The organism is Kluyvera chengduensis (genome assembly GCF_044197065.1).
GTDB classification, from domain to species: Bacteria; Pseudomonadota; Gammaproteobacteria; order Enterobacterales; family Enterobacteriaceae; genus Kluyvera; species Kluyvera ascorbata_C.
The window spans coordinates 773,455-793,181 of sequence record NZ_JBIQOI010000001.1; the positions used below are offsets into that span (position 1 = coordinate 773,455).

20 protein-coding genes, 1 pseudogene and 1 riboswitch are annotated in these 19,727 nt (G+C 54.3%); of the genes and pseudogenes, 7 read left to right on the forward strand and 14 right to left on the reverse strand.

Translation table 11 applies throughout. The features are described from left to right. The first annotated feature begins 62 nt into the window (after nt 1–62). The 4 genes and pseudogenes from ACH1XZ_RS03575 (at nt 63) to rlmA (ending at nt 2,436) form a co-directional block, all read left to right on the forward strand. A complete protein-coding gene (locus ACH1XZ_RS03575) occupies nt 63–356 on the forward strand; it encodes a YebO family protein (protein ID WP_395594349.1) in 294 nt (97 codons plus the stop codon). A 758-nt stretch (nt 357–1,114) separates the two neighbouring features. After that, nucleotides 1,115–1,259, forward strand: a pseudogene (locus ACH1XZ_RS03580) (DUF2627 domain-containing protein). A 12-nt stretch (nt 1,260–1,271) separates the two neighbouring features. Next, nucleotides 1,272–1,481, forward strand: a complete 210-nt coding sequence (gene cspE / locus ACH1XZ_RS03585; RefSeq protein ID WP_001062678.1) for a transcription antiterminator/RNA stability regulator CspE — start codon at nt 1,272–1,274, stop codon at nt 1,479–1,481. Between the two features lie 157 nt (nt 1,482–1,638). After that, entirely contained in the window at nt 1,639–2,436 is a 798-nt protein-coding gene (gene rlmA, locus ACH1XZ_RS03590; protein ID WP_395594350.1) for a 23S rRNA (guanine(745)-N(1))-methyltransferase, read from the forward strand. Here the strand turns inward: rlmA and mntP are convergent. From mntP to manX, 5 genes are all read right to left on the reverse strand, one after another. Further along, nucleotides 2,433–3,002: a manganese efflux pump MntP gene (gene mntP, locus ACH1XZ_RS03595; RefSeq protein ID WP_395594351.1), complete on the reverse strand. Its 570-nt coding sequence runs from the start codon at nt 3,000–3,002 to the stop codon at nt 2,433–2,435. The genes rlmA and mntP overlap by 4 nt on opposite strands. Before the next feature lie 17 nt (nt 3,003–3,019). Next, nucleotides 3,020–3,182, reverse strand: a riboswitch (yybP-ykoY riboswitch). 197 nt (nt 3,183–3,379) lie between these two features. Continuing rightward, complete coding sequence (locus tag ACH1XZ_RS03600) at nt 3,380–3,838, reverse strand: DUF986 family protein (protein ID WP_123652023.1); 459 nt, start codon at nt 3,836–3,838, stop codon at nt 3,380–3,382. A 53-nt stretch (nt 3,839–3,891) separates the two neighbouring features. Beyond that, the gene (locus ACH1XZ_RS03605) at nt 3,892–4,746 is read right to left on the reverse strand and encodes a PTS mannose transporter subunit IID (protein ID WP_035891638.1); all 855 of its coding nucleotides are present in this window, start codon (nt 4,744–4,746) and stop codon (nt 3,892–3,894) included. Nucleotides 4,747–4,758: 12 nt separating this feature from the next. Further along, the gene (locus ACH1XZ_RS03610) at nt 4,759–5,559 is read right to left on the reverse strand and encodes a PTS mannose/fructose/sorbose transporter subunit IIC (protein ID WP_035891636.1); all 801 of its coding nucleotides are present in this window, start codon (nt 5,557–5,559) and stop codon (nt 4,759–4,761) included. Nucleotides 5,560–5,621: 62 nt separating this feature from the next. Continuing rightward, entirely contained in the window at nt 5,622–6,590 is a 969-nt protein-coding gene (manX, locus tag ACH1XZ_RS03615; RefSeq protein WP_395594352.1) for a PTS mannose transporter subunit IIAB, read from the reverse strand. Nucleotides 6,591–7,046: 456 nt separating this feature from the next. Here manX and yoaE point away from each other — a divergent pair, with 456 nt between their 5' ends. Beyond that, complete coding sequence (gene yoaE, locus ACH1XZ_RS03620; RefSeq protein WP_395594353.1) at nt 7,047–8,600, forward strand: CNNM family cation transport protein YoaE; 1,554 nt, start codon at nt 7,047–7,049, stop codon at nt 8,598–8,600. Nucleotides 8,601–8,692: 92 nt separating this feature from the next. Here yoaE and ACH1XZ_RS03625 read toward each other — a convergent pair whose 3' ends face one another. From ACH1XZ_RS03625 to pabB, 4 genes are all read right to left on the reverse strand, one after another. Further along, the gene (locus ACH1XZ_RS03625) at nt 8,693–10,258 is read right to left on the reverse strand and encodes an EAL domain-containing protein (protein ID WP_395594354.1); all 1,566 of its coding nucleotides are present in this window, start codon (nt 10,256–10,258) and stop codon (nt 8,693–8,695) included. A gap of 136 nt (nt 10,259–10,394) precedes the next feature. Further along, complete coding sequence (gene sdaA / locus ACH1XZ_RS03630) at nt 10,395–11,759, reverse strand: L-serine ammonia-lyase (protein ID WP_395594355.1); 1,365 nt, start codon at nt 11,757–11,759, stop codon at nt 10,395–10,397. Between the two features lie 165 nt (nt 11,760–11,924). After that, nucleotides 11,925–12,503: a CoA pyrophosphatase gene (locus ACH1XZ_RS03635; RefSeq protein ID WP_395594356.1), complete on the reverse strand. Its 579-nt coding sequence runs from the start codon at nt 12,501–12,503 to the stop codon at nt 11,925–11,927. Between the two features lie 2 nt (nt 12,504–12,505). Continuing rightward, complete coding sequence (gene pabB, locus ACH1XZ_RS03640; RefSeq protein WP_395594357.1) at nt 12,506–13,861, reverse strand: aminodeoxychorismate synthase component 1; 1,356 nt, start codon at nt 13,859–13,861, stop codon at nt 12,506–12,508. Between the two features lie 90 nt (nt 13,862–13,951). Here pabB and ACH1XZ_RS03645 point away from each other — a divergent pair, with 90 nt between their 5' ends. Then, on the forward strand, nt 13,952–14,137 hold the full coding sequence (locus tag ACH1XZ_RS03645) for a YoaH family protein (protein ID WP_035891624.1): 186 nt from the start codon (nt 13,952–13,954) through the stop codon (nt 14,135–14,137). A gap of 4 nt (nt 14,138–14,141) precedes the next feature. After that, nucleotides 14,142–14,873, forward strand: a complete 732-nt coding sequence (locus ACH1XZ_RS03650) for a phosphodiester glycosidase family protein (protein WP_395594358.1) — start codon at nt 14,142–14,144, stop codon at nt 14,871–14,873. Nucleotides 14,874–14,942: 69 nt separating this feature from the next. Here ACH1XZ_RS03650 and ACH1XZ_RS03655 read toward each other — a convergent pair whose 3' ends face one another. The 5 genes from ACH1XZ_RS03655 to ACH1XZ_RS03675 form a co-directional block, all read right to left on the reverse strand. Beyond that, on the reverse strand, nt 14,943–15,263 hold the full coding sequence (locus ACH1XZ_RS03655; RefSeq protein WP_395594359.1) for an AzlD domain-containing protein: 321 nt from the start codon (nt 15,261–15,263) through the stop codon (nt 14,943–14,945). Then, nucleotides 15,253–16,005, reverse strand: a complete 753-nt coding sequence (locus ACH1XZ_RS03660; RefSeq protein ID WP_395594360.1) for an AzlC family ABC transporter permease — start codon at nt 16,003–16,005, stop codon at nt 15,253–15,255. The genes ACH1XZ_RS03655 and ACH1XZ_RS03660 overlap by 11 nt, the downstream gene beginning before the upstream one ends. Nucleotides 16,006–16,172: 167 nt before the next feature. Beyond that, complete coding sequence (gene gap / locus ACH1XZ_RS03665) at nt 16,173–17,183, reverse strand: type I glyceraldehyde-3-phosphate dehydrogenase (RefSeq protein ID WP_395594361.1); 1,011 nt, start codon at nt 17,181–17,183, stop codon at nt 16,173–16,175. 78 nt (nt 17,184–17,261) lie between these two features. Then, entirely contained in the window at nt 17,262–18,242 is a 981-nt protein-coding gene (locus ACH1XZ_RS03670) for a GlxA family transcriptional regulator (protein ID WP_395594362.1), read from the reverse strand. 91 nt (nt 18,243–18,333) lie between these two features. After that, nucleotides 18,334–19,593, reverse strand: a complete 1,260-nt coding sequence (locus tag ACH1XZ_RS03675) for an MFS transporter (protein ID WP_395594363.1) — start codon at nt 19,591–19,593, stop codon at nt 18,334–18,336. Nucleotides 19,594–19,727 lie beyond the last annotated feature (134 nt).

The window sequence follows — 19,727 nt, forward strand, 5'->3', positions numbered from 1 at the left end:
CGTCTATGATTTCCTTCCGCAATGTGAGTGGTAGAATAGATCGTTCCTTTTGAGGTGGTAAAATGAGTGATCTTGTAAGTTCTGGGGCATTAAATCTGGTATCTCTGGCATTTTCCTTCCTGCTGCTGTTAGTCGGTTTGGTGTTGTGGTTCTTTGTGAATCGCACCAGTTCCCGCGCTAACGAGCAAATTGAACTCCTTGAATCGCTGCTCGATCAGCAAAAGCGCCAGAATGCGCTGCTGCGTCGTCTATGCGAAGCCAATGAGCCGGAAGTAAAGGAAGAAGAGGCACCAAAGGCAGAAGAAGTTGAAGACGAAAACAAAGATGATTTTATCCGCCTGGTGGCGGAGCGATAGCATTTTTGTCAGTCAGCGCCGGGCAGCCTGATTCAGGCTGCCGGACACCGTTCGATGCACCCTCCTGGTGCGCGCTATTTCCGCTCTCCTTGCTCTCAGCCGTTACGTCACATGTCACGCTTATAGCGCAATCGACAAAGGATATATTCTCTCCCGTCAGACGGCCTAATCTATAACGTTATGTTATTGTTGCCTATAAATCATTCAATGATTCTATTCATCACGCATTGCTATTATTGTTCGTATTAACCCTGTACGAAGTGGTTAATTAATCACCCGACGGGTTAAGCATAATCTGCGGCATAATAGCGAAACGTTTTTATTGCTTTGTAATGAAGCAATGTCACGAAACTTTCATTATTTTGGTGCAATATAAGATGTGATTGTGAGTTGTATGCTCATCGTTTGGTCGACGGGTTCGAACAGGGCACTTATAACTGACGGGCTAATCGGCATGCGAAAATGTTATAGCGAAAATAATCTAACGATATAAAAAATTTTTGAGGCGATAAGGTTAATCTGGACGCTGAAAAAAAGTTGGTCTATGTTAAAAATGTCTTACGTTACCGTAAGCTAGGTCACATTTCAGATCGGCTAACATTCATTGAACATTGCGTTTCGTTGTAGGGAAATGCGCCTCGAGACAACGGAATTGTTGGGATTTGTGCGGCTGATCGAGACACCTTTAAAAATGGCTTGCCATTATTAACGTTGTATGTGATAACACGTTTTGGGTTAAACGAGGTACAGTTCTGTTTATGTATGGCATTATCAGTAAAGAAGTTCTGAGTAAACACGTTGACGTTGAATACCGCTTCTCTGCCGAACCTTATATTAGTGCCGCATGCAGTCATGTCTCAGTTTTATCTATGAAAACGCCTGCGGGCGCAGAAAACACTCTAAGGAATTTTGCAAATGGCAAAGATTAAAGGTCAAGTTAAGTGGTTCAACGAGTCTAAAGGTTTTGGTTTCATTACTCCTGCTGACGGCAGCAAAGATGTATTCGTACATTTCTCTGCAATCCAGGGTAACGGCTTCAAAACTCTGGCTGAAGGTCAGAACGTTGAGTTCGAAATTCAGGACGGCCAGAAAGGCCCAGCGGCTGTTAACGTAACCGCTATCTGATTCGACAGTCACTGATCTTGCGGCGCGTTAGCGCAACATCATCAGACATAAAGCCTCGCTAATGCGGGGCTTTATCATTTTATGTCCCTCGCTTCACCTTTCTCCTACGCCTGAATAGCGGTACACTTTCGCCCTTTGAAATAGAGCCGGAGTTGCTATGTCCTACAGTTGTCCGCTTTGCCATGCGCCGTTAGCCCGCAGCGGCAATAGTTATCTTTGCCCGCAGCGTCATCAGTTCGATCGGGCGAAAGAGGGATACGTTAACCTCCTGCCAGTACAGCATAAACGCTCCCGCGATCCTGGCGATAGCGCCGAGATGATGCAGGCGCGCCGCGCCTTCCTCGATGCCGGGCACTATCAGCCGCTTCGCGATGCCATCAGCGCTAAATTGCACGCGATTAAACCTGAACACCTGCTGGATATTGGCTGTGGGGAAGGGTACTACACCCACGCGTTTGCTGATGTTGCGCAGGTAACCTGGGGACTGGACGTGTCGAAAACCGCGATTCGTTACGGGGCGAAGCGCTATCCACAGGTAGATTTCTGCGTGGCATCGAGTCAACGTCTCCCTTTTGCTGACAACAGCATGGATGCGGTGGTGCGTATTTATGCGCCTTGTAATCCGCAAGAGCTGAAGCGGGTGGTTAAAGCGGGCGGTTGGGTTATCACCGTGACGCCGGGACCTCGGCATCTGGTTGAGCTGAAAGGGCTGATTTATAGTGAAGTACAGCTTCACGCGCCGCATTCAGAAGTGCTGGATGGTTTTACCTTGCAAAGCCACGATGCGCTGGCTTATCCAATGCAACTGACCGGTCAGGAAGCGGTGACGCTTTTACAGATGACGCCGTTTGCATGGCGGGCGAAGCCGGAAGTGTGGGAGAGGTTAGCGGAGCAGACACAGTTTGCTTGCCAGACGGATTTCGCGATTCACGCCTGGCAAAGAGAGGCGGATTAACCCATATAGTGGGCGTAGAGAATCTGCGCACCGATAGCAATCAATACAATCCCGCCCAAAATTTCGGCCCGCTTGCCAAGCAGTGGGCCGATAAAGCGACCCACCATCATGCCTAAGGTGGACATCAAGAAGGTCGCGCAGCCGATGGCAAACGCAGTAGCGAGAATATTGACCTGCAGGAATGCCAGACCTACGCCGACGGCCATCGCATCCAGGCTGGTGGCGATGGCGGTGGTGACCAACAACCAGAAGCCATGACGACGTGGCGTTTCTGCTTCATCGGCATCATCTCCACCGCGGAAACCTTCCAGTACCATACGGCCACCGAGGAATACCAGTAAAATGAAAGCGACCCAATGGCTCCACTCCATGACGAACTGACTGGCGAGCATGCCAAGACCCCAGCCGATAAGCGGTGTCAGCATTTCAATGACGCCAAAAATAAGGCCAGTACGCAGGGCTTCGGAGAATTTTGGTTTGTGCAGCGTGGCGCCTTTACCAATTGATGCAGCGAACGCATCCATTGACATACCAAGGGCGAGAAGGATCGTGGCGGTTAAGTTCATGCGAAGGTCCAGACCGGGAAGTTTCCATACGACACATTCCTGCCCCCAGTAATCAGCAGTAAATGCGTCTATGGTCTCGCTTGACTACGATGTAATCCGTACGCACCACGTTTTTCAACGAGTATGTTGACACGTACATTTCCATTTAATGGAAATTAGCTACTCCCCAACGACGGGCGCAACCTTAACATATTTTTAGAATATAAAACAACACTGGGCTTGCTTATTTCATTGTTTAATGATAACGATTTTCATTTAGATTTGTTGCGTAATCAGGAGGTTAACAAATATAGGGATATTTCGCGGAATAAACATAGCCAACGCTATAATTGATCTGCTTGAAAATAGCACAGATATAGCGATGGCTATATTATAACTTATTGAGAATTAACAAGAAGTTTGTAAATCTTTTCCAGGTCATCAATATTCTTTACGCGAACAAGAAGACGGCGCTGTTCTAATTGCATCACCAGTACACCATCTTCCGATAAATTCATTTTTTGGATTCGACTGTATTTAATCCAGGCATTTGCAAAGAAGAAACCTTCGGTTTTAAAGATAATTTTCGGGCTACGGATCCAGAACAGATAAAATCCAGTCAGCGCCAGTGCACATAATAACCATGTGGTGATTAATTCACCGTGGTTGTTCACATTGTTGTAAACCAGGATAACGATCAGTACGACGAAGATAACGCTGTCGACACGGCCAGCGCGCAGCAGTGGAACGGATAACAGAGTGGCGCCATGACGGCGGGGCATGATGAACTGGTCGTAGATGGCAAATGCCAGCATCGCAATAATAAAGAGAACCAGTACCAGATCCGTGATTGTCATTAAGCCTCCAGATAAAAAAAACCGGGGGCAGGGCCCCCGGCATACTACAGATATTACAGACCCAGCAGGCCGACAGCGTAACCTGCGATACCAATGACGAAGAAGCCAATGATGATCCACAGGGCGTTAACTTTCTTACGCAGCAGCCACATACATGCGAAGGTCAGCAGCAGCGGTACCAGGCCCGGCATCAGCTGGTCCAGGATGGTCTGCACGGTGGTAACACGAGTCTGACCATCCTGACCGGTGATGGTCGAAACCACCAACGGGATGTTCACGTGCGTCCACTTGTTAACCAATGCCCCCATGACAAACAGGCCGAGGATAGATGCCCCCTCAGTCAGTTTCTGCAGGAAGCCGCCGCCCATATCCTTAACGATATCGATCCCTTTCTGGTAGCCGTAAGCCACGCCGTAGTAACGGGTCAGCAGACGTACTGCGTTGAACAGGATGAAGAACAGCAGTGGCCCAAGCAGGCTGCCGCTCATCGCGATACCGGCACCCAGTGCTGCAAATACTGGACGTACGGTACCCCAGAAGATTGGGTCACCCACGCCTGCCAGCGGCCCCATCAGACCAACTTTGATACCGTTGATAGCACCATCGTCGATCTCTGCGCCGTTCGCGCGCTGCTCTTCCATCGCCAGCGTTACGCCGAGTACCGGCGCTGCTACGTATGGATGGGTGTTAAAGAATTCCAGGTGACGCTTGATGGCCTGTTTGCGCGCATCGTTGTTCTCTGGGTACAGACGACGAATCGCGGGAACCATAGAGAAGCAGAAGCCCAGCGCCTGCATACGTTCGAAGTTCCATGAACCCTGGAACAGGTTAGAACGAATGAACACGCCACGAATATCACTCGGTGTGAGTTTTTTCTCGGTGGTGGTAGTTTTAGTCATATCAACCATTTCGCTCACCTGTTAGTCCAGTTCGTTATCAAGATCGTTATTACCAGCAGCCTGAACTGGCGCACCGGCTACGCGGTTATATTTCGGGCTCAACTGAATGTAGAGGATGGCCATCACTGCACCAATCACACCCAGAGCAACCAGGTTGAAGTTAGTAAACGCCGCGGTAACGAAGCCGAGATAGAAGAACGGCATCAGGTAGCCTGCGCGCATCATGTTGATGACCATCGCATAACCAACTACCACAATCATACCACCGGCGATATTCAGACCGCTGGTGACCACTTCTGGCAGGGCGTTCAACAGACCCTGAACTTCGCTGGTACCTACGGATACGGCAACGATAACCGCTGGGATAGCGATACGCATTGCTTGCAGGAACAGGGAAGAGACGTGCAGCCACGAGATGGCCGTCAGGTTACCGTTTTCCGCCGCTTTATCCGCCGCGTGCTGGAAGGCAACGGTGATAGTACGAACGATGATGGTCAGAACCTGGCCTGCTGCTGCCAGTGGAATCGCCAGAGCGATACCTGCACCAATGCTTTGGTGACCGGCAATAACCAGAACGGTAGAAATAATTGAGGCCAATGCGGCATCTGGCGCTACTGCAGCACCGATGTTCATCCAGCCCAGCGCGATCATTTCAAGGGTACCACCGATGATAATACCGGTTTTCATGTCCCCGAGAACGGCACCGATCAGCGTACAGGCCACCAGCGGACGGTGGAACTGAAATTCATCAAGTACCGACTCCATACCCGCGATACATGCGACGATGAACACCAGCACAATCTGAAGAGTGGTAATCTCCATTGTACTTCTCCTATTGCGTATACAGACTTAAGTGTGAAAGCTAAAAAACGTTGCCCAAGCGGTTATTTATCCGCTTTAGCAATCAGATCCATCATTTTCAGTTTCTGATCGGTGGAGACCTTACGGGCTTCCAACTCAATACCGCGTGCGTTCAGTTTCTTGAAGGCTTCGATATCTTTTTCATCAACGGAAATGGCGTTGTTGACCTGGGTTTTGCCCTGACGGAATGCCATGCCACCAATGTTTACGCTGGTCAGTTTCACGCCACCTTCGACGATACGTTCAACGTCGGTCGGGTTGGTGAACAGCAGCATCACACGATCGCCCGCATATTTCGGGTTGTTGTAAACGCGGATCATTTTGGCGACATCGACAACGTGTGCCGTTACGCCTGGAGGAGCAACCTGAGTCAGCAGAGTTTTACGCACGGTATCGGCGGCAACTTCATCGCTGACGACAATGATGCGGGTGACGTTAGTCTCTTTGGTCCAACGGGTCGCAACCTGGCCGTGAATCAGACGGTCATCGATACGCGCCAGACCGATAATCATGTAGTCATTCGGGCCCATTGGTTTCGCCGGAGCGACGGCTTTCGGTGCTGCAGGAGCCGCAACCGGAGCAGCTTTCTCGACAGGTTTGGCTTTCAGCGCTTTTACGCCTTCGCTACCGGTTTCCACCGCCAGCGCCACCAGTTCGTCAAAGCTTGGGTTGTCGTCACGCGCCATGAAGGTTTCGACCAGCATCGGTACGTTGACGCCCGCGATCACTTCATAGTTTTCTTTATCAACCACAATGCGGCTTGCCGCGTTGAATGGGCTACCGCCCCAGGTGTCGACAAGGAACAACACGCCTTTGCTGGTATCAAGCTTAGCCAGCTGCGCATTGTATTTTTCGATTAACGTGTCTGCATTCTCGCCAGGCACGAAATCGATCCAGCCAACATTGTCCTGCTCGCCCAACAGCATTTCTGCCGTTTTCAGCAGTTGCTCTGCTGCCCAACCATGTGTGCCTATTACAATAGCAATCGTCACTTGCTACCTCCTTTATTATCGTGTGTATCAGTAGGGCTGATACATTCATGAGCCGATGCGTTACCGAATCGATTCAGACAAGGGTTAGAGACAAAAAAATAAATAACTACCGAGAATTATTTTAGACAGTGAAAGAATAATTAATGTGATGAAGATCCGTAATTTAGTTAAAGGGCCGCAATTATTTTGTGGTGTAAAAAATTACCTTACATTTTGCAAAGACTCGTAAATCTCTGCCAAAATGTCATTTGATTTTGGTATGTTAATGCTTCGTTTAATTACACAGGAGTATAGGGCATCAGCCCGATGTATGGATCGTCACCGACGCCTTTTCGCACTCGTTCGCTTTTGCGACGCACCTCCCGGCCTTTTGCGCCACGCTTTTCTATCGTCTGGTATCGTCTCGCTTAAACATGACATAGCGATGACTCGTCTCGTCTCTCGTTGGAGTGGTTTATGGAATTGCTAATGGACCCGTCAATCTGGGCTGGATTATTGACGCTTGTCGTTCTGGAAATCGTTCTTGGTATTGATAACCTGGTGTTTATCGCCATCCTTGCCGATAAACTACCGCCAAAACAACGAGATAAAGCGCGTCTGATTGGCCTGTCGCTCGCGTTAGTGATGCGTCTGGGATTGCTTTCCGTCATTTCATGGATGGTAACGCTGACCGCGCCGCTGTTCAGCGTCTGGGGGCAGACGTTCTCCGGGCGTGACCTGATTATGCTGGTTGGTGGCCTATTCCTGCTGTTTAAAGCGACGACCGAGCTGCACGAACGGCTGGAAAACCGCCAGCACGATTCCGGGCACGGTAAAGGCTATTCCAGCTTCTGGGTGGTGGTAGCGCAGATTGTCGTACTTGATGCCGTCTTCTCGCTTGATGCGGTGATTACCGCTGTCGGGATGGTGAACCATCTGCCGGTGATGATGGCGGCGGTCGTGATTGCGATGGGCGTGATGCTGCTGGCCTCGAAGCCGCTGACGAATTTCGTCAACCAGCACCCAACGGTGGTGGTGCTGTGTCTGAGCTTCCTGTTGATGATCGGCCTGAGTCTGGTTGCCGAAGGCTTTGGTTTCCACATTCCGAAAGGCTATCTGTACGCGGCGATTGGCTTCTCGATAATTATCGAACTGTTCAACCAGATTGCCCGTCGTAACTTCATTCGTCACCAGTCGACGCTGCCGTTACGTGCACGTACCGCGGATGCCATTCTGCGTCTGATGGGCAACCGTAAGCAGGTGAATGCGGCAAATGACGAAGGTCAACAGCCGACGATGCCGGTGCCGGAAGGCGCGTTCGTGGAAGAAGAGCGCTATATGATTAACGGCGTTCTGACGCTGGCCTCTCGTTCGCTGCGCAGCATTATGACCCCGCGTGGGGAAATTAGCTGGGTGGATGCTGACCTCAGTACCGAAGAAATCCGCCAGCAGCTGCTGTCATCGCCGCACAGCCTGTTCCCGGTGTGTCGGGGCGAGCTGGATGAAATTGTCGGCATCGTGCGTGCTAAAGAGCTGCTGGTGGCGCTTGAAGCCGGTGAAGACGTCCTGGCAATCGCCTCGGCAACACCGGCGATTATCGTCCCGGACACGTTGGACCCTATCAACCTGCTGGGCGTACTACGTCGGGCGCGCGGTAGCTTCGTTATCGTGACCAACGAGTTTGGTGTGGTACAGGGGCTGGTCACGCCGCTGGACGTGCTGGAAGCGATTGCTGGTGAATTCCCGGACGCCGATGAAACGCCGGAAATTGTGGCGGATGGTGACGGCTGGCTGGTGAAGGGTACTACCGACCTGCACGCGTTTCAGCATGCATTGGGGCTGGATAACCTGGTGGATGATGATATCGCGACGGTGGCGGGGCTGGTGATTGCTGTCAACGGACAGATCCCGCATGTTGGCGATGTGATTGAGCTGCCATCGCTGCACATCACGATTACGGCGGCCAATAACTATCGTGTCGATCAGATTCGGGTGGTGAAGCTGGTTTCACCGCACGATGAAGACGAATAAGCTCACTGAGTAATCCCGGCGGCGCTTCGCCTGGCCGGGCTACGAAGAGAAGTGACGCTGGGGAATTCCTGGGGTCACTTCGTTCGCCCGGGCTACGGTGTCTGCGAATTCGACGTCTTATGCTTCTCCAGCCACTCGGGAAACGCCTCCAACGGCATCGGCTGTGCGTAGAGATACCCTTGCAACAAATGCACACCGTGCTGCTGCAAATAGAGCGCCTGCTCTTCAGTTTCGACCCCTTCAGCAACCAGCTCAATATTCAACCGCTGACCCAATGCGATAATGATATCCGTCACCGCCGAGTTCACCGCATCGGTGCCAATTGCGCTGGTAAAGGATTTATCAATTTTCAGGATGTCTGGATGGAGCATTTCAAGCCAGGAGAGCGAACTGTTGCCGGTGCCAAAATCATCGATAGCCAGCTTGATCTGCTGGTTCCCCAGCTCGCTGCGTAACGGATAGCTCACGTCATTCAGCGCGTCACGTTCGGTGAGCTCTACCGTCAGTTGCTGTATGGGGTTTACGTTGAACCAATTCTGCTTTAAATCTTTCAACAATTTGCCGTTCTTAAAGTGCGGCGCCGCAACGTTGATGCCTATCTGAAAATCGCTATCCTGAGGGAACAAATGCAGACGCTGTGCCGTTTCGCTGATGACGTAGCGGGTCAACGGAATAATCAGGTTTTGCGTTTCGGCAATGGGAATAAACACGTCCGGCGCGACCCAGCCAACGCGCGGATTGTTCCAGCGGAGCAGGATCTCCGCGCCGATACAGCGCTGTGCGCGGGCGTCCATTTGCGGCTGGCAATAAAGGCCGAACTCTTTACCGGCAATGCCCATGTTAATTTCCCGGGAAAAACTCAGTCGACCTGCGGTCGCAAGCCAGGCAATCCACGTAAATAGAACGGCCATGATAAGCGCCAGCGGCAGGTCGGTGACCAGGTTAGCGAGCGCAAGCCTGTCCGGGCCTGGGCTTAGCGCTGCGACGCTAAACGGGAAGGCCGAAGACGTGCGGATATATACCTGATTGCCCGCGCTGTCTAACTGTCCGGTTATCCCAATATCGTGTTGATAATGCTGGTCAGCAACGTTCAGGCTGACGTGCGTTATTAGCGGTGGGGCGGACTCAAGAATGATATTGCTGATTAAATCGATGTTGATGGAGACCATCACGCCATCCTGACCGTCCGCTGATGCAGGAAACCACTGGACAAGAATAGGGCTGCCTACCATTAAAGAATGGTCTGTGGTGAGCAGGAGTAATGGTTTTTTATTTGGCAACTGTGGCTGAAGTGTATGGACGGCGATATGGCGTGAACCCAGCGCGCTGGAGCAATAAAGCTGGCCCGCTTTAACCAGCGCAATGGAGCGTACCGTTTGCAGCATGACGGCCTGTTTACGCAGCGGCAGATGAATGGCTTCACACGATTGGCCGACTAACTCGAGCATCGCTTCACGTTGCGTTTTTAGCGGTTGTAGAATTCGGTTGAGTCGGTCGACGGAGTGGGCGGTGAGGTCATCAATCTGATGTTGATTTATGCTGCGCTGCGAAATAAATCGTATTCCTAGCGTTAACGCAAAAGCACAGAGTGCGACAATCACACAGACGGCGATTCGCTTATGGAGATAGTGCCTGATAATTCCTTGTGCTGATTGCATATCCGATGCTCGTCGCGCTTTGAGTGGTTATGAAAATAGCAGTGACAACAGAGCAAGTGTAGTGGGTAGAGAAAATAGTGAGAAAAAATAGGGAAATAAATCGCCTACCCGTATTAGGGGTAGGCGAAATGACGTATTAGTCGCACTGCACTTTGATAGCCAGACCGCCACGCGACGTTTCGCGATATTTGGCGTTCATGTCTTTACCGGTTTCGTACATGGTTTCAATAACCTTGTCGAGGGACACGCGCGGCTCGCTGGTACGGCGCATCGCCATACGTGCGGCGTTAATCGCTTTGACCGAGGCAATGGCGTTACGCTCAATGCACGGCACTTGAACCTGGCCCGCAACTGGGTCACAGGTCAGACCGAGGTTATGCTCCATGCCGATTTCCGCCGCGACGCACACCTGCTCCGGGCTTGCACCCAGCAGTTCTGCCAGACCGGCTGCCGCCATCGAACAGGCTACGCCCACTTCACCCTGGCAACCCACTTCCGCGCCGGAGATAGAGGCGTTCATCTTGTACAGCGCGCCAATAGCACCAGAGGCCAGGAAGTAGCGAATATAGATATCAGGGCTGACGGACTCGATAAAGTGATCGTAATAGGCCAGTACCGCCGGAACGATACCGCAGGCGCCGTTGGTCGGTGCCGTGACCACACGTCCACCGGCGGCGTTCTCTTCGTTTACCGCCAGCGCGAACATGTTTACCCAGTCGATGACGTTCATCGGATCGCTGGAGAGCTTATCGCTCGACACCAGCATACGGCGCAGCGCGGAAGCACGACGCGGTACGCGCAACGGTCCAGGCAGAACGCCTTCGGTATTCATGCCTCGGTCAATACAGGCGCGCATGGTCTGCCAGACATTCTCGAAGTAGTCTTCAATCTCTTTCTTGCTGTGCAGCGCCAGCTCGTTCTGCATGACCATGCCAGAGAGCGACAGGCCGGTCTCTTTGCAGTAGTTGAGCATTTCGGTGGCTGAAGCAAACGGGTAAGGCACCTGCACTTCACCGCTGTCCGCTTTACCAAAATGCTCTGCGTCGACGATAAAACCACCGCCGATAGAATAATAGGTTTTGCTGTAGACTTCGGCGTCACCCGCCCAGGCGGTTATCTGCATGCCGTTTTCGTGCAGCGGCAGATTGCCGTTGTGGAAGCGCATACCGTTATCGGCCGGGAAATCGACCTCAACGCGGCCTTGCGCCAGCAGCAGACGGCCGCGAGCTTCAACGTCACGAATAAATGCCGGGATGGCATCAATATCGACGGTATCCGGCTGGTTGCCCGCCAGACCCATAATAATCGCGATATCGGTATGGTGGCCCTTACCGGTGAGGGACAGTGAACCATAGACGTCGACGGCAACGCGCGTCACGTCATCAATCAGTCCCTTTTCGACCAGGTCATCGACGAACTGTTTGCCAGCCTTCATCGGCCCTACAGTATGGGAAGATGAGGGACCAATCCCCACCTTAAACATGTCGAATATACTAATCACTTTAACACTCCTGACAGGGTTGCCGCGTTGTTGCGGCAACGATGTAATAACTGCGCATAGTGTATGAGGGAACCTGAAACTCAGCTTAACTATTCACATGAATTTAATTAATGTGTAGCGTTGATTTTACTAATGCTGAAAAGCCGGTTATCAGGGTAAGTATAGTCAGGGTTTAAGGCCCACTTGTAGCGCCAGCTCACGAATAATGCCGGCGGTCATGCCCCAGACAAAATAGTGCTGATACCACGAAAGCCAGACGCGATGCGCATTGCCGCGGCGGTGAATATCAAGCGGGTGATAACGCCCCAGACGCAGCGCCTCGGCAAGCGGCATCTCAAACACCGATGCCACTTCATCTTCGCTGGCGTGGTAGTGCAGATCGGGCGGGATCACCCCGAGCACCGGCGTCACCTGAAAGCCGGTCACACTATCGACCGGCGGCAGTACGCCGATGATATCCACGCACTCCGGAGGAATGGCGACCTCTTCCTGCGCTTCACGTAGCGCGGCGGCAATCAGCGAGGCATCGGTGCTGTCTACGGCACCGCCGGGGAAGGCCACCTGACCGGGGTGTTTGCGCAAACGCGCCGAACGCTGGGTCAGAAGCAGCCCCGGTTCGGGGCGGCGAACAATCGGCACCAGTACCGCCGCCTGTCGGGCGTTTAAAGCTGCCCGCGAGGTTTGCGGGCGAAGCAGCTGAAAGCGGGAGAGGAAGTCATCCAGGTTCAGCGCGGGCTCTTGCATGGTCAGGACTCCAGTTGTTGAAGGATTCTATTCACTTTATCAAATGTTTCCTGATATTCCGCATCCTCGTCGCTGTCGGCGACCAGGCCGCCGCCCGCCGAGCAGTAAAGCGCGCCGTCCGAGGCCGTCACGGTGCGAATGGTGATGCTGGTATCCATATTGCCGCAGGCACTGATATAGCCAATGCTGCCGCACCAGGCGTTACGGCGATGGGGCTCCAGTTCGTCGATAATCTCCATCGCGCGAACTTTCGGCGCACCGGTAATTGAGCCGCCGGGAAACGCGGCGCGCAGCAGATCGGTCGCGTGCAGCGTCGGCGGTAGCTGTGCGGTGATGGTGCTCACCAGATGATGTACCGCCGGGAACGGCTCAACGACGAACAGCTCTGGCACGCGTACGCTGCCCGGGACGGCGACGCGCCCGATGTCGTTGCGCATCAGGTCGACAATCATCAGGTTTTCTGCACGATCCTTCGGCGAATTGGCCAGCCGCTGAGCTTGTTCGGCGTCGGCCTCTGGCGAGTCGAGACGCGGCAGGGTGCCTTTAATCGGCCGGGTCTGAATGCAGCTCTGATCGAGCTGAATAAAACGCTCGGGAGAAAGGCTAAGAATGGCGCTCCCATCAAGGCGTATAAACGCACTAAATGGCGCGCGATTCGCGCGGTTGAGTTCCACAAAGGTCGCCCATTCATCGCCGCGATAGCGCGCCTGAAAACGTTGGGCGAGGTTCACCTGATAGCAGTCGCCGCTTTGCAGATAGGCCTGCACCCGGCGAAACTTCTCGCCGTATTGCTCTCGGGTCATATTTGACTGCCAGCCAGAGGTGAGGGAAAACGGCTCGACCACTGGGGCAACCTGCTGTTCTAGCCAACGCAAGCGGGCCTGAATATCACCGTGGCAGAGTAGCGTCACCACCTGGCGTTGATGATCAACGATCAGTGCCCAGTCATAAAGCCCAACGGCCATATCCGGCACGCCCACATCCTGCTGCGCTCGGTCGGGCAGCTTTTCAAAGCGACGGCCCAAATCATAACCAAAAAGCCCAACGGCACCGCCGATAAACGGAATGTCAGCGAGTGGCTCGACCGTGATGTTAAGCCTTTCGATGGCCTGCTGCAGCAGCGCGAGCGGGCAGTCACCGGAGACCTGCGTTTGACCCGCACGGGTGATGAGGGTGCTATCGCCGCGGGTCACCAGCGTCTGGCTGGGGTCAGCGACCACGATATCGTAACGGCTGTGCGGATGGTCCGCATAGCCGGAGTGCAGCATCATCGCCCAGGGCGACGCGTTTAACGGGGCAAAGTAGTGTTCGGCGGCATCCTGTCGCCAGGGAAGCGTCATCGTTGAAGGGGGTAGCATTGTTTCTCTGTCCAGCCTTGTTGCACTGCCACTGGCGAATGTTCGGGCAGCATGAAATAATACGCGCCCACAATGTAGCAGGAGTCAATGATGTTTGCAGGATTACCTTCACTGAGCCATGAACAGCAGCAGAAAGCCGTTGAGCGTATTCAGGAACTGATGTCGCAGGGCATGGCAAGCGGTCAGGCGATTGCGCTGGTGGCCGAGGAGCTGCGTGCTACCCATACTGGCGAACGTATTGTTGCGCGTTTTGAGGATGAAGACGAAGACGAGTAACGTCATGTCTATCCGTATAATACCGCTGCTGCTGGCGCTGATAGCCGTCCCTTCCATGGCAGCAGCGGGAAGTTCATGTCGCCTTACGGACCCCAACCTCACGCTACAAAGCTATACCGCCGATCCCCAGCGCGAACGCATTGCCATGTACTGGCTCAAAGCCAACGGTAAAGACTACGGCTCGCTGCGCGCGCTGCTGTCCGATATTAACGGCGACGGGCGCGTACGTATGGCGATGAACGGCGGCATCTACGATAAAACCTATGCCCCTCTTGGGCTGTATATTGAAAACGGGCAGCAGAAGGTGGCGGTGAACCGCGCGTCCGGTGGCGGAAACTTCTTTATTAAACCCGGCGGTGTATTCTACGTTAAGGGCGATCGCGCGGGGATAGTCAGCCTCGACAAGCTGAAATCGATCACAGGCATGAGCTACGCGGTGCAGTCCGGCCCAATGCTGATTGAAAATGGCGTGATTAACTGGCGGCTGAAGCCGTCGGCGAGCTCGCGTAAGTTGCGCAACGGCGTCGGGATCACCGCGCAGGGCAAGGTCGTATTTATGTTGAGCGAGCGGGAAACTAATTTCTATGATTTCGCCTGCTATGCGAAATCTCGTCTCAACGTGCGGCAGATGCTGTATCTCGACGGCACCATCTCAAAGATGTACCAGCAGGGGAGCGGTGTCCCCTGGCAGTACCATCCATTCGTCACTATGATAACCGTGGAAAAACGCGGGTAGCCCGGACGAGGCGCATCGCGCCGACTCCGGGTCTTGGCCTGGCATATTACTGAACGCCGGGATACGCGCCTAAGCCAACAAATAGCTCAACCCCATAAATGCCGCCATTCCCGCAATCACCGTTGCGAACAGGCTGCGGCTCAGCGCGCCAACCAGCGTAGCCACCGCGGCTGCCAGCAGTGAAATGCTGATGCCGCTGCCGGTTAACGCCGGTTTTCCCACCAGTTCGGCTGCGATAATCGCCGACATAATCGCCGCAGGAATAAAGCTCAGCCACTGCTGTAGCGTAGGCGGCATACGAAAACGCGACAACAGCAGCACCGGCACAACGCGCATTAGTGCGGTCACCGCCGCTGAGAAAATAATCGCCAACAGAATATTACGCTCCATCCTGATGCTCCTTGTGCTGAGTAAAACGCATGCCTAGCGTTGCTAGCGTCGCGGCAACTGAGGCAGCGATAATCACCACCAGGCTGGTATCGGTATGCCCGGACATGAGCAGCGTAATCATCACGGCCACCGCGATGCTGAAGGACTCCAGCAGCTTACGACGGCTGGCAAACCACAGCATCAGCACCAGGCCGATAAACATTGAGACCAGGCTGAAGCTCAACCCTTCCATTAATGCCTCTGGCAACGCCGACGCCAGCCCCGCGCCAATCACGCAGGCCAGGATCCAGTTCAGCCAGGCCGCCACGTTCAGGCCAAACATCCACGCAAATGAAACTTTATTCTGAGCGCCCGCACGCTGTATCGCGACGCCAAACGTTTCATCGGTCAGCAGCAGGCCGCTGACAATTTTCTGTAGCGTGGTCTGCTCGCGGAAATAGACGCTCATTGCCGAACTCATCAGCAGATAGCGCAGGTTAACTAACAGTACGCTGAACACCACGGAGGCGACTTCCGCGCCTGCCGCCCAGAGCGAATAGAAGAGAAACTGCGCGGAACCGGCATAGAGCAGGCTCGCCAACAGCGCGGTTTGCAGGGTGGTAAAGCCGGAAAGGGTCCCGATAGCGCCGGCGGCGAAACCAATGCTCCAGTAGCCTGGAATGGTAGGGAAGCAGGCGATTACCCCGGCGCGAAACTGTGCCCTGGCCTCATTGCGTGGTGAGGCGGCGGTATGAGTTAACATCCATCTGTCCTGTGGTTGGTGTGTCGGTCTGGCGATGGGCGCGAGTGCGCCATCTTTTATAAGAAAATCGTATGTATCAGAACGAACAGCATATTACAGGTTTGACGCCGGAGGATAAAAAAATCCACGCGGGGCGTGGATTTTAGGGACGATGCCAGAATGTCGGATTAGTTTTCGCGTTTCGCCATCATCACCGCCAGGTCGACGAGACGGTTGGAGAATCCCCATTCGTTGTCATACCAGGCGAGGATTTTAACCATATTGCCGCCAATCACCAGCGTTGACAGACCGTCAATAATGGAAGAACGCGGGTCGCCCTGGTAGTCGCTTGAGACTAGCGGTTCATCACTATAACCGAGGATCCCTTTCAGAGGCCCTGCCGCGGCGGCCTCACGAAACGCATTGTTCACCGCTTCAACCGTCACATCTTGCTCAAGGGTGACGGTCAGGTCGACGATGGAAACCACCGGGACCGGCACGCGCAGCGAATAACCGGTTAAACGGCCGTCCAGTTCGGGAATGACTTTACCCAACGCCTTCGCCGCGCCGCTGGAGTAAGGCACGATTGACAACGCGGCAGCGCGAGCGCCTCGCAGGTCTTTCTCCGGCTGATCGTGCAGCGCCTGGCTGTTGGTATAGGCGTGGGTGGTATTCATCAAGCCATGCTTAATACCGAAGTGCTGATGCAGAACCTGCGCGGCAGGCGCCAGCCCGTTGGTGGTACAACTGCCGTTGCTGACGATCACGTGTTTGTCCGGGGAATAGAGCCCGTCATTCACGCCCATCACGATGGTTAAGTCCTCGTTTTTGCCGGGAGCAGAGATAATCACGCGCTTTGCGCCACCGCTGTGGATGTGCACCGCCGCCTTGTCGCGTTCGGTAAAGAAGCCGGTGGCTTCAATGACGATGTCGACCTGCGCCTGACGCCACGGAATGTTGGCCGGGTCGCGCTCGCTGAACACCGTGATGGGCTTGCCATCGACCACAAGTCGTCCTTCACCGGCGGAGACTTCCGCGGCGAGGGTGCCGAGCAGTGAGTCGTGTTTCAGCAGGTGCGCCAGCGTTTTGCTATCCGTCAGATCGTTGATAGCCACAATCTGAATATCCGGGTTGCCCAGCGCCGCGCGCAGTACGTTACGTCCGATTCGACCAAAACCGTTAATACCGACCTTTACCATGATCCACTCCTTATCTGTTGTCTCTGGCGTTACTGTAGGCCGGTGGCGATTTGGCGTAAATGACAAAAAAGGATCACTTTACGCCAATTTGCGGCAGTGGAATCGCTGGCGATATTCTCCCGGCGTCAGGTGGAGCTGTTTTTCAAACATTCGACGCAGATTAATGCTGCTGCCAAAGCCGGTTTGCTGGGCAATGCTCTCCAGCGTGTCGTTCGTCTGCTCTAGCTTTTGCCGGGCGGCGGCGAGGCGGGCTTCAGCCACGTAGCGTGCCGGGGAGGCGCCGGTTTCCCGGGTAAAGACGCGGCTGAAGTTGCGCGGGCTCATGGCCACTTTTTCCGCCAGTTTCTCCACGCCAAGGTCGTCGGTAAGATTATCAAGAAGCCAGGCCAGCAGACTGTTTATCGGGCCAAGCGTGCTGGTTTGCTGAAGATTGTAGCGGCTAAACTGCAGTTGGCTGCCGGGGCGATGCAGGTACATCACGAAATCCTGGGCAATATCGCGCGCCAGGCTGAAGCCGTAGTCCTCTTCAACCAGCGCCAGCGTCAGGTCAAAACCGGAGCTGACGCCGCCGGATGTCCAGATATGCTCGTCCTGGATATAGAGTGGCCCGCTTTCAACGCGCACCTGCGGATATTCTGCTTGCAGGGTTTCCAGCAGCTTCCAGTGGGTGGTGGCGCGTCTGCCGTTCAGCAGCCCGCTTTGCGCCAGTAGCATGGCGCCGCCGCAGATAGAAGCGATACGGCGAGTATGAGGGGCGGCAAGACGCAGCCAGTCAACGACGGCAATGCCTTCCTGCGGATTCTGACCCCTGCCGGTAATGATGATGGTATCGAGGGGTTCTCGCGGGTCTATCTCGTGGAGGCGATGATCCGCCAGCAGATTTAACCCCGACTGGCCGTGGATCACCTGATGCGGTTGGGTGGTTGCCAACTGGACCTGGTAGCAGGTGGCGGTGGCATTTTCTGGATGCAGGCGATTTGCCTGCATCAGGATGTCGGCAATACCGGCGGATTCGAACAGCATGCCGCCATCGGGGACGATAATCAGGATTTTCTTCATGTCCTGAAAAGTAGTCTTTTTACAAAATAAGTCAACAGGAAGCTAAGGGATCAGAAACAGCCATTCCAGTTGCAGCCAGCGATGCTGTACGTCATCCCCGGTCCTGGGCTACAGACGAAGCGTGCGGTTTCGCCTGTGCGGTATTATCAAGCCGTCGGATAGCGGGCACCAGGCTCGCACAGACCGTTGCTACAACCACCGCGACTGCTGACACCATCAAAACATGGCTGCTGCCAAAACGCATGGCCAGCGGGCCAGCGACCAGTTCGCCGAAGGGGATAGCCACAAAGGAACCCACCGCATCGTAGGCGTATACCCGCGCCAGCTTTTCTGGCGGGATATGCGTTTGCAAGGAGTGCGCCCAGGAGACGCCGAAGAGCCCGAAAGCCACGCCGGTAACAAAAAAGGCCGCAATCAACCATGATGCACCGACCGTCTGGCTCAGCATAAAAATCGGTACCGCGCAGAGGATAACCAGCATCACGCCAATAAAAAGATCGCGGCGCGGACGCCAGCGCAGCGCGAGGAAGGTACCGGCGATAAGCCCAATGCTTTGCGCCGCGACGATCATGCCCCAGCGTGCGCGACCAAAAGAGGCGTCGGCAATGGCGGGGCCGAGCACCATCACCACGCCGCTGAACGCGGCATTGACGATGGTGAACTGCACAACGATAGACCATACCCAGGAACGGCTGGCGAACTCTGCCCAGCCTTCTTTAAGATCCTGCAGGATATTGCTTTGCGACTCGCTCGCTTTGATAGCATTGGCTCGTATCAAGGAGTAGAGCGGGGCGGCGGCGGCGAAGCCCAGCGCATCAATCGCCAGTCCCCAGCCCGGACCCACTGAACTTGCCAGCACGCCGCCCAGCGACGCGCCGATGACCGTGCCGCTGTAGACACCGAGCTGAATTAAGGCGTTCGCTTCACGCAGGTTTTGCGCCGGTACCGTTTGAGGAACCAGCGCCGAAGACGCCGGTAGCGCAATGCCCGCTGCCGCGCCGTTCAGCGCACCGAGGAGCGCCAGGCTGATGACGGTAGCGGAGCCATCCAGCACCGACCACGCGACAATCCCCTGGGAAATCGCGGCAATAACCGAGGAGTAGACCAGCACACGGCTGCGCGAATAACGGTCGGCCAGTACGCCGCCAAGCAGCAGAAACGCGACGTTAAAAATGGAACGTGATGCCACGACGATGCCTAAATCAGAGACTGAACCGCCGATATCCAGTACCGCAAAAGCCAGCGCAATCGGAGCAATGCCGTTGCCAAGCACGGTCAACAAGCGCGCCGTGAAAAGATGGCGAAAAACGGGGAAATGCCAGGCACGGATTTTTTTATTATGCGTCGTCATTGTTGCGGCAACTTCTGGTTTGAAAAATGGGTCATCTCAAGAGGTCGCAACAGAGTATCGGCAGGTTCAATGACGGTAAAGCGGCAGCATGAAAAAAATCCACGCGCGGCGTGGATTTAGCAGGTTAAGTATTC

Excerpts from the sequence above, each read along its gene's own strand:
- ACH1XZ_RS03650 (WP_395594358.1), top strand. The coding sequence starts at position 14,142 with ATGTCTATCCGTATAATACCGCTGCTGCTGGCGCTGATAGCCGTCCCT.
- rlmA (WP_395594350.1), top strand. The coding sequence starts at position 1,639 with ATGTCCTACAGTTGTCCGCTTTGCCATGCGCCGTTAGCCCGCAGCGGC.
- ACH1XZ_RS03635 (WP_395594356.1), bottom strand. The coding sequence starts at position 12,503 with ATGCAAGAGCCCGCGCTGAACCTGGATGACTTCCTCTCCCGCTTTCAG.
- ACH1XZ_RS03600 (WP_123652023.1), bottom strand. The coding sequence starts at position 3,838 with ATGACAATCACGGATCTGGTACTGGTTCTCTTTATTATTGCGATGCTG.
- ACH1XZ_RS03670 (WP_395594362.1), bottom strand. The coding sequence starts at position 18,242 with ATGAAGAAAATCCTGATTATCGTCCCCGATGGCGGCATGCTGTTCGAA.
- ACH1XZ_RS03675 (WP_395594363.1), bottom strand. The coding sequence starts at position 19,593 with ATGACGACGCATAATAAAAAAATCCGTGCCTGGCATTTCCCCGTTTTT.
- ACH1XZ_RS03655 (WP_395594359.1), bottom strand. The coding sequence starts at position 15,263 with ATGGAGCGTAATATTCTGTTGGCGATTATTTTCTCAGCGGCGGTGACC.
- gap (WP_395594361.1), bottom strand. The coding sequence starts at position 17,183 with ATGGTAAAGGTCGGTATTAACGGTTTTGGTCGAATCGGACGTAACGTA.
- pabB (WP_395594357.1), bottom strand. The coding sequence starts at position 13,861 with ATGCTACCCCCTTCAACGATGACGCTTCCCTGGCGACAGGATGCCGCC.
- ACH1XZ_RS03605 (WP_035891638.1), bottom strand. The coding sequence starts at position 4,746 with ATGGTTGATATGACTAAAACTACCACCACCGAGAAAAAACTCACACCG.
- ACH1XZ_RS03575 (WP_395594349.1), top strand. The coding sequence starts at position 63 with ATGAGTGATCTTGTAAGTTCTGGGGCATTAAATCTGGTATCTCTGGCA.
- mntP (WP_395594351.1), bottom strand. The coding sequence starts at position 3,002 with ATGAACTTAACCGCCACGATCCTTCTCGCCCTTGGTATGTCAATGGAT.
- yoaE (WP_395594353.1), top strand. The coding sequence starts at position 7,047 with ATGGAATTGCTAATGGACCCGTCAATCTGGGCTGGATTATTGACGCTT.
- cspE (WP_001062678.1), top strand. The coding sequence starts at position 1,272 with ATGGCAAAGATTAAAGGTCAAGTTAAGTGGTTCAACGAGTCTAAAGGT.
- ACH1XZ_RS03610 (WP_035891636.1), bottom strand. The coding sequence starts at position 5,559 with ATGGAGATTACCACTCTTCAGATTGTGCTGGTGTTCATCGTCGCATGT.
- ACH1XZ_RS03625 (WP_395594354.1), bottom strand. The coding sequence starts at position 10,258 with ATGCAATCAGCACAAGGAATTATCAGGCACTATCTCCATAAGCGAATC.
- ACH1XZ_RS03645 (WP_035891624.1), top strand. The coding sequence starts at position 13,952 with ATGTTTGCAGGATTACCTTCACTGAGCCATGAACAGCAGCAGAAAGCC.
- ACH1XZ_RS03660 (WP_395594360.1), bottom strand. The coding sequence starts at position 16,005 with ATGTTAACTCATACCGCCGCCTCACCACGCAATGAGGCCAGGGCACAG.